The sequence below is a fragment of the Lewinella sp. W8 genome (assembly GCF_004375085.3).
GTDB lineage: Bacteria > Bacteroidota > Bacteroidia > Chitinophagales > Saprospiraceae > Neolewinella.
The window spans coordinates 1-8,042 of the sequence record NZ_SNAQ03000038.1 but is presented as its reverse complement, the minus strand read 5'-3'; the positions used below and the strand labels follow the sequence as shown (position 1 = coordinate 8,042).

Below are 8,042 nucleotides of genomic sequence, written 5' to 3'. Positions count from 1 at the left end.
CAAGCTTTTGGTATCAAAATGGCCGTTTCTGGCAAAAAACTAATATCCACAAACGACGTCAGGACCAAGATAAAGACTGATTATCAGATGTTTAAATGAGAATCGATATGTTTTTCAGGGACGACTAATTTGATTATCAATTTCTTCAGAAAGGTTGAAATCCACTGATTCACAATTTGATGAAAGTAAAATTCACAGAAACAAGTCAAACCTATCAGCACAAGTTACACAAATTTAAATTAGTCGTCTTTTGAGAGGAAATACTTGTATCAAGGATGCATAGCTTTTAATATGTGAAAAGTGTTTTGATAATTTGATCCAGTTATTGATAAAAAGTAGGAACCTGTGGGTAAAGCACTCATATCAACCTTTAATTGTTGTGAAGTCCCCACAAGAGTGCTAGAAGAAAAAATTCTATGTCCCTGCACATCTACTATGGTATAAGTCAACGCTCTGCTAGAGGATTTAGATGTTTTTATCAATAAATCAGTTTGCACAGGATTCGGGGACACACTGATGTCTACTTCCCAGTTCATCGGATGTTGATTATTTGTTGAAATGGGAACGATACCGCATTCTTCGTCGTTCCCAACACAGTAATCTACTAATGCTCGAATACCAGAGTTTATAATGAGCCCTGTTTCTTCATCTGTGAATGGTCCCGAAATAGTAAAGGCATCACCTATTCCCGATACTAGAATATCACGTTGGCTCATCACTTTTTGAACCAATCTATTCCTACCAAATATTTGGAGAGAATCATACCCCCCTACGATTTCAGTAGCCTCCTCCCTAACTAGAGCGCTCCTTAAAGTATCCCCAATGTTTGCCCCGTAATCATGTATTAAAGTATCGTTCGGATATCTTGTCGCTAGATTGGGCTCTACGAATTTTGCAAAAAACTCTCCAGTTAAGGTATCATCCCTGACTAGGGCGAATAGCGATTTAGGCCCCGCACGGTATGGATACGGTAGATCCCCAGGCGATGTATAAGTTTCGGGACGATAATCTCGTCGATAGCACTTCTTATACTCAATATCGTCTACTAGAGTATCTCCTCGAATAGAATAAATAACACTCCTGTTATCAGAAGGACCGTCATAATTAATAATAACCCAATTTGCCCCCTCACTAGAAATGGGTTGATAGAGCCTCTCCCAGAAGCTTGCCGGCTGCCCCAGAACAGGTGAGACTGAAAGAATAAAGATTATGCAATGCAAATAGTCTCTTATCATAATCATATACTTTTTGAAAAAAACTATTTTTTAAAGTAACTTAAAGGTCCTGTACAACCATTAGCATTACTACCTATTTGAGAGGGAGAACAATGAAGCTATTTTTTTACCGTAAACTTTCTCGTCACATATCCAACGTTGTCTATCAACACCCTTACAGCATAAACACCAGGTTTTAATGAAGAACAATCAAAATATTCTTTTCTTCCTAAATATGAGTAAGTTAAATGACCACCAATTGAGAAAATCTCTACCTTCTTGATATCTATAGGAGAGGCTGTTTTAATGTAAAGCCTTTCAGAGGTAGGATTGGGATATAATTCCAAGTTTATATCCGAAGCCGGGCTCCGAGTAGAATTGGTTTCTCGTAAATGGATAGTATCTGAGTGTATGTCTTCTAAAAATGCACCTTCACTCGTTAACCTCAAGAACCAAACTTGTATGCTCCCCTCGTCAGGGCTTGGCGGTTGGTTTGTAATCAAATAATTACCGACGGCAACAATATTACCTTCCAAATCTTCTACAGAATGAAAAAATTCATTTCCGGGGCGAGTGTAGTCACGCTCGTCTAAAACATATCTCTCCCAATCTAAAGTAAAATTTGGACCAATACGAATGATCCACCCAGTTTTCACACTAATATCTGTGCGAGCAAACCCACTAGCAATTACACTGCCGTCCTCAGCAGTAGAGATACTATATACCGATCTTATATTTCCGTGAAAAGAAATACTATCTACTTTATTACCGGTCTTGTCTAATAAGAAAAACACCGGCGGGGCCTCTTGAGTATTAAAGCCAATAGTGTCTTTCGTCCAAGAAAGAACAACGGATTCATCGGTAAGAACAGCAGTCTGTGGAACGACTACCTGCGATCTACTTCTGTTCGGTTGAAATTTAGTAGTCCATATTTGTTCTCCTATGGTTGTATACTTCGATATAAAGACTGAGGGGATACAATTATTTGATTCATTACATGAAGAATAGGTTAGATAGACATTTCCTCTATTGTCGATATCTACATCATAGATGATATAGTCGTTTCCGTCAGTTAAATAAACTGGTATATCTTCAAGGTTTTTGGTATCAACTATACTTCCTGTATGGAAAAACAACCGCTTCTCACCCAAGTTATTCTCAATATTAGAGACGACTAATATAGAATCTCCTGATATGCTAAAAAGCGATAAATACTGGGCATGTTCCTGGAATGATTCATTGTAAAGAGGAATAATATTGCTTTGGTTAAACCCAGTATCTATCTTTAATAATACTGGTTCTTGATACTCTGCTCCAGAGTTAATCCTACCTACAATTACTATCGAGTCCGATAAAATAAGGCTATTACTAAAGTCAAAATTAAAAAAGCAGTCTCCAAATTTGAGGTCAATGCTATTTATAACTTCACCCTTCCTATTTGTCTTGAATAGCCCCCCATATGGTCTCCATTGACCAGTTTCATTATCCACGAAAGTAGATACTTTACCAACCAAATAATGATCCTCTAATGTCCAAATAGCTCTACCTCCATCTCCATCTAACGGCGAGAATGAATATCTCAGAGAAAAAGGCTGGCCTTGACCCTTAAGGGGAGCTAACGCAATAAATGCAAGTAGGAGGGCTACATTTAAATAAAAAAAATTATTTGATTTCTGCATAAATTACTTGCATCTTATTTTAAAGAAAGCCTCACCAAGGGAGGCGTATACGCTTCCCTTGGTGAGTAAGATGTATGCTTTACTTAATGATAACTTTCTTTATGGAAAGAACAGCTCCATTAGGTTTTGAAATTCTTATATAATAAAGCCCTGAACGAACATTCTCTTTGATCGGGAAAAGAATGGTCGGAGAAGTTGACAAACTTTCCCTAGAAATAGTACTCCCAGAACCCCTGTGCAAGGAAACAACAACGTTTTCGCCAAGATGCTTAAGCTGGCCTTCATCTATAGAAATGTTAATGAAATTAGTTGCCGGATTGGGACTAATATTAATGACATCAGAATTAGATATGATTTCTAAAGGGGCATCCTGAGATTTCTTTTCAAAATTTTCAGAAGATATATTGAGTATTTCAGGGTCTGGATCGAATCTCTCCCCCTTTAAAAGTTCAAGGATTGCTCTTGCGTAAGTTCTGTCTGAAGACCTACTAAACGCAACCGAGTATAAGAAAGCTTCGTCAGAGGCATTAAGCTTATATTCTACACCCATATTTTGAGCTTCAAGACGATCTATGTTTATTTCCTGCGTTTTTTGGAATGAGAGTTCGTCGAATGCGCCGTTCAAACTGACATTTATGAGAGCATGTCTGGCTTCTTCCAATTTATTATGCTTCATTAAGACTCCAAAAAATCTCATTCTGGCAGCAGGAGTATTTATTCTATTTAATACTAATTCTAGTTCTTTTAATTCTGAATCTGTTTTGCGGCCTTTGGAGTAGGAATTCACCAGAAAGTCAAACTCTCTTTCTGTACGTGCAATTTCGGCTAAAGTATTAATATTGGGTAAATTAGGAGTAGAATTAGCTTGGCTCCTTAAATTTTCTAACACCTCATACTTATTAAGTACTTGTTGTGCTGATACCGGGTCATTATTTTTGTATGTATGACTTCTTTTGCTCTTAACTGTACAATCGACTGAAGGGAATGAAGTTGGTATCAAATTAAACCCACTGGCATTTGTTGGAAAAAAGCAACTAGAGCTGTTGTTCGAGTAATAATAGTTAAAAGAGTTTACAGATCCAGATACTGTAATATCGTTTGCAGAAGTGTTGAAACAATTGTTAGCAGGGGACAATGAGGATCCTTGATCTTGATCAATTTCCCCTATGATAGTATTAAAAATGGTGTTGTATTGCGACACAAGAATATTATGACCAGAAGATGGATTTAAAAAATCATTTGATTTAGCTACAAAGCCTTCATTATCTCCATAGCAGTATATTCCACCAACTCCTTCAATGAAAAGATTGCATTCAGCTGAATTATTATTAGAAAATTGATTCAATCCTGTATTTAGCAGGGAAATTGCCGGGCGACCAACCTCAAAAATATTGTTTTCAACTACATACCTACTTGGTCCTTCTATATAAATAGGTGTTGCAACAATATTTAAAAATTCATTATTTATAATGTTTAGTCCTGATTCTCCCCCCGTTGTTTCGCAATAAATATAGCGATCAAAAATATAATTTGATCTGAATTTATTAGGTGAACCATTTTCGTCTCCTACATCCATGTAAGCAGAGAATGGATAAGTTGACGAAGTGCTAATATGACGATGGCTTGTCTCCTGAATAGAATTGTCGTTATATACGAATTCATTCCCACCAGCAATGATTGATCCAGCATCTATCGATTGATAGGCCTCTCTGCGAAGATCCTCGAAAGTAGAATTCGTAACCTTTACGCCATCCGTTTCCCATACAGTAATCCCAATACCACTATAATAATTAAAAGGATCACTATTCACAAAATAGCATCTATCGATCGTACTTTTATTTTTGAACGTATAATTACCATTAGGGTTTGGATATTGAATAAACTCTATAGCTCGACGACAGTTACGAAAAGTAGTTCTGTCAGCGATAATAAGGCCTCCCCTGTTATTTACCTGCTCGTTATAAGGAATACCTCCTATCGTAGTTCTAACACCATCTTGAGCATTAACAATTACCGTTTGGTCCATTAGCATCACTACTCCTGCATCATCTGTCAGAAGAGGAGTATTTACATCAAGCACACCTCCTTGGGTATACATATTGGGTTGTTCTTTATCGTTGTTCCCCCAAACTCGGATGCCTTTCCAGGTCGTGTTATTGTCGCAAAAGGATGACGAGTGAAAAATTCTTGAATTCTCCACAAGAAGTTTAGCTCCTCTTCTTACATCAATTCTTCCGTCTACTTTCATGCTAATTGCACTATTCTTGATCTTCAAAAACCCTCCTGTATGTACGGTAATATCAGTATATTGTTTGCTTTCGCTATCTATTGTGATAGTTTCTCCGCTATTGACAGTCAGTGAAGAGGGGCCCGAGAAGGTTTGAGCAGCCAATACTGCTTCGTAAGCGTTAACCCTACCTACTCCTGGGGCTATTTCCTCAGGATATAAGTGTGCATTGGAAATTGGGTCAGTTGTCGAAGTGAGAATTTCTTCAATATCTTGAGGTGAAAGGCAGTTATTCACATCTAGCATAAGTGCGATAATCCCAGATAAGTATGCCGCACCTAGAGAAGATCCACTTTCCCCACTTGATGCAGAATTGGGGCCATCCAACCTGTAAGAGCCACTGGCAGGAACAACTATTTCAATTCCTATATCTCTATCTGCCCTAGTCCTGTATGGTCTATAAGCACCTGATTCCCATCCGAACCCAACATTAATTACTCCAGGAATATCTGTAAGGTGCCTAGCGCCTTCACTGTTAGCTGCAAATGAAATTACAGACCCCTTTTCTACAGCATCTAAAAATACTTCTCTCACTAGTTCTCGATAAACTGCTTGAGGATTATCAAATGTAAAATCTTCAATACTTACACTAATAATTGGATTTCCCTCTGCACTAGCTTTTGCTATTTGGATCAAGGCATTATTCATATTACTAAAAGTAGGATCATATGCGCTATATCCTTTTAGCTTGGTGTCACCTCCAGTACCGGCAATAAGCAAATTATTATTATAATTTGCAGCGACACCTCCCATCATAGCTGTACCATGGCGATCCGTGGTGCTGGCATAAAGGCCACTACCATTTACTGCAGGAGGTTGATTGGGGTTATTTAATATTTTGCCCGTTAAATCACTGTTGTTGGTATCGAAAAAGTAATCAACTACGGCAACAGTGATATTGGGAGATCCAGTCGATAGAGTCCAGGCACATGGAACTTGCATATTCTTGAAGTGATTTCTCAAGAAGAGCTGCGGGTCATTGTAGGACAATATTGGCGAGGCACAGACTGGGGGATCTGGATTATTTCTGGCAAGTTCATTTCGAGATGTTGAATAATTCTCGTCAACACCACCATTGACAATCATCCCATCTTCATCGGGAACTACCAAGTCAAACAATCCGCTTGCGATCAAGTCAGATTCTAGAGCAGAATATTGATTTACGTTCGGAATGGTTATGTAACGTATCCATGTCAAGGAGTTACGTTGGGCAGAAGGAAATGGTGCCTCAATGCTTATGGCACCATAATCGTCCTTTAGATCAGAAATCAGCTGTTCATAGGCTTGGGTTGACTCAACTCTGCTGGGAGACTCCGGAAACCTAAAATAGATGCCCCTAATAGAAGCTGACAAAAAGAGAGGAATAAGTACTAGTAGGGTTAATTGAAAAAGGCGCATGTTGTTGTTTAAACAGGATTTAGGTTGGAAAATGCCACCCGAAAGATAGTATTCGTTTTTCAGATAACAAAAAAAATGAACCAGCATAAGAACAGCTATTGCAAAAAGGAAGTGAAGAAGGGCCATTGAAAGACCATTGTAAAACTACAGTTAGGGATCTTGGAGAAAGTCCCATCTACGTCTCTTAAAAAGTCACTTAATCTTTTTTAGAGTCTCTTAGAACCCACTTTGGTTTAGGGATAGAACCAATGTTTTCGATCTTATCTTACATTCCCAAAGCGCCTGCAAGATTACCTATGTGATACTACGTAAATCCTGGCCAAAGGCCTCGATCAACAGGCTCGAAAAGTCGAATTTACAGGTGAAAGCCTCCGGAAACCTTCGCAAAACCTATCGTCGCAACCCCAAATTGGCATGAGTTATCCACACGGGAGCAGTGAGTCGGAATTAGGAGTCATTTAATTGTAATAGCCACTACACGATTCGACAAATTGGACACATTGAAACGATCCTCATGCGACAGTCACTGCTTTTCCTTTTTCCTCTTCAAATCAGCCCTACTGGGCTTTTAGAGGGCCGATTCGAAAAGGAAAAAGGAATTTAGGCTGTAAGATTTCCTTTCAATCAAAATGCACTGTCTGACAGATCAAGTATTCCTTTTTACAATAATACAGAACGATAATAATTATTATTCCAGACTTTCATGTTTTTAAATACTTATACATGGTGCTTCGTGCTATGTTTAAATATTTACAGATTTCCGCGACTGACATTTCTCCTTTCTCATAGAGCGACTTAGTGATAATTGCTTTATCCCTCGCCTCCTTTGTAAGTCCTTTGGGTCTGCCACCTTTACGGCCACGGGCGCGGGCAGATTCTAGCCCTGCTCTAGTTCGCTCACTGATAATATCCCGCTCAAACTCGGCCAATGCAGCAAAGAGATGAAAAGTCAGTTTTCCTTGTGGAGTAGTGGTGTCAATGGAGTCGTTGAGCGATCTCAACCCAGCTCCTTTATCCTGTATCTCGGTAACAAGGTTTACCAGGTCGCGAAGTGACCGCCCTAGCCTATCCAATTTCCAAATAATAACTATATCGTCTGGACGGAGTTGGTCAATCATCCGGCGGAGTTCTGGCCGGTCGGAGTTGGCACCACTGGCTTTTTCTTCAAAGACGAGTTTACACCCCTCTCCTTCCAAAGCATCTTTCTGCAAAGCAATATTCTGATCTTTGGTGCTTACTCTGGCGTATCCGATCTTCACAATAGCGTCTCCTAAAAGGGTTCACTATCGTCTTTATCATACTTTGATTAAGTAGACCAGTTTTTTGTACAGCTACTTAGTCGTCCCTGAAAAAGCTACTCCTTGCAGGCTCACCACGTGGATAAGCGATTTTTCAGGTTAGGGTTTATCGTTCAGATCGGGAGTAGCCTCCGATTATGGCTTTTCTGCGGCACTACCCAGCCGC

General features: G+C 39.1%; 4 protein-coding genes. All 4 read right to left on the bottom strand.

The window, feature by feature from the left end:
- Window positions 1-269: 269 nt before the first annotated feature.
- Complete coding sequence (locus E1J53_RS23685; protein ID WP_173021621.1) at window positions 270-1,235, bottom strand: T9SS type A sorting domain-containing protein; 966 nt, start codon at window positions 1,233-1,235, stop codon at window positions 270-272.
- Between the two features lie 98 nt (window positions 1,236-1,333).
- Entirely contained in the window at window positions 1,334-2,893 is a 1,560-nt protein-coding gene (locus tag E1J53_RS23680; protein ID WP_134271169.1) for a T9SS type A sorting domain-containing protein, read from the bottom strand.
- A gap of 79 nt (window positions 2,894-2,972) precedes the next feature.
- On the bottom strand, window positions 2,973-6,704 hold the full coding sequence (locus E1J53_RS23675) for a S8 family serine peptidase (protein WP_134271168.1): 3,732 nt from the start codon (window positions 6,702-6,704) through the stop codon (window positions 2,973-2,975).
- A 575-nt stretch (window positions 6,705-7,279) separates the two neighbouring features.
- The gene (locus tag E1J53_RS23670) at window positions 7,280-7,837 is read right to left on the bottom strand and encodes a recombinase family protein (RefSeq protein WP_134271167.1); all 558 of its coding nucleotides are present in this window, start codon (window positions 7,835-7,837) and stop codon (window positions 7,280-7,282) included.
- Window positions 7,838-8,042: the final 205 nt, after the last annotated feature.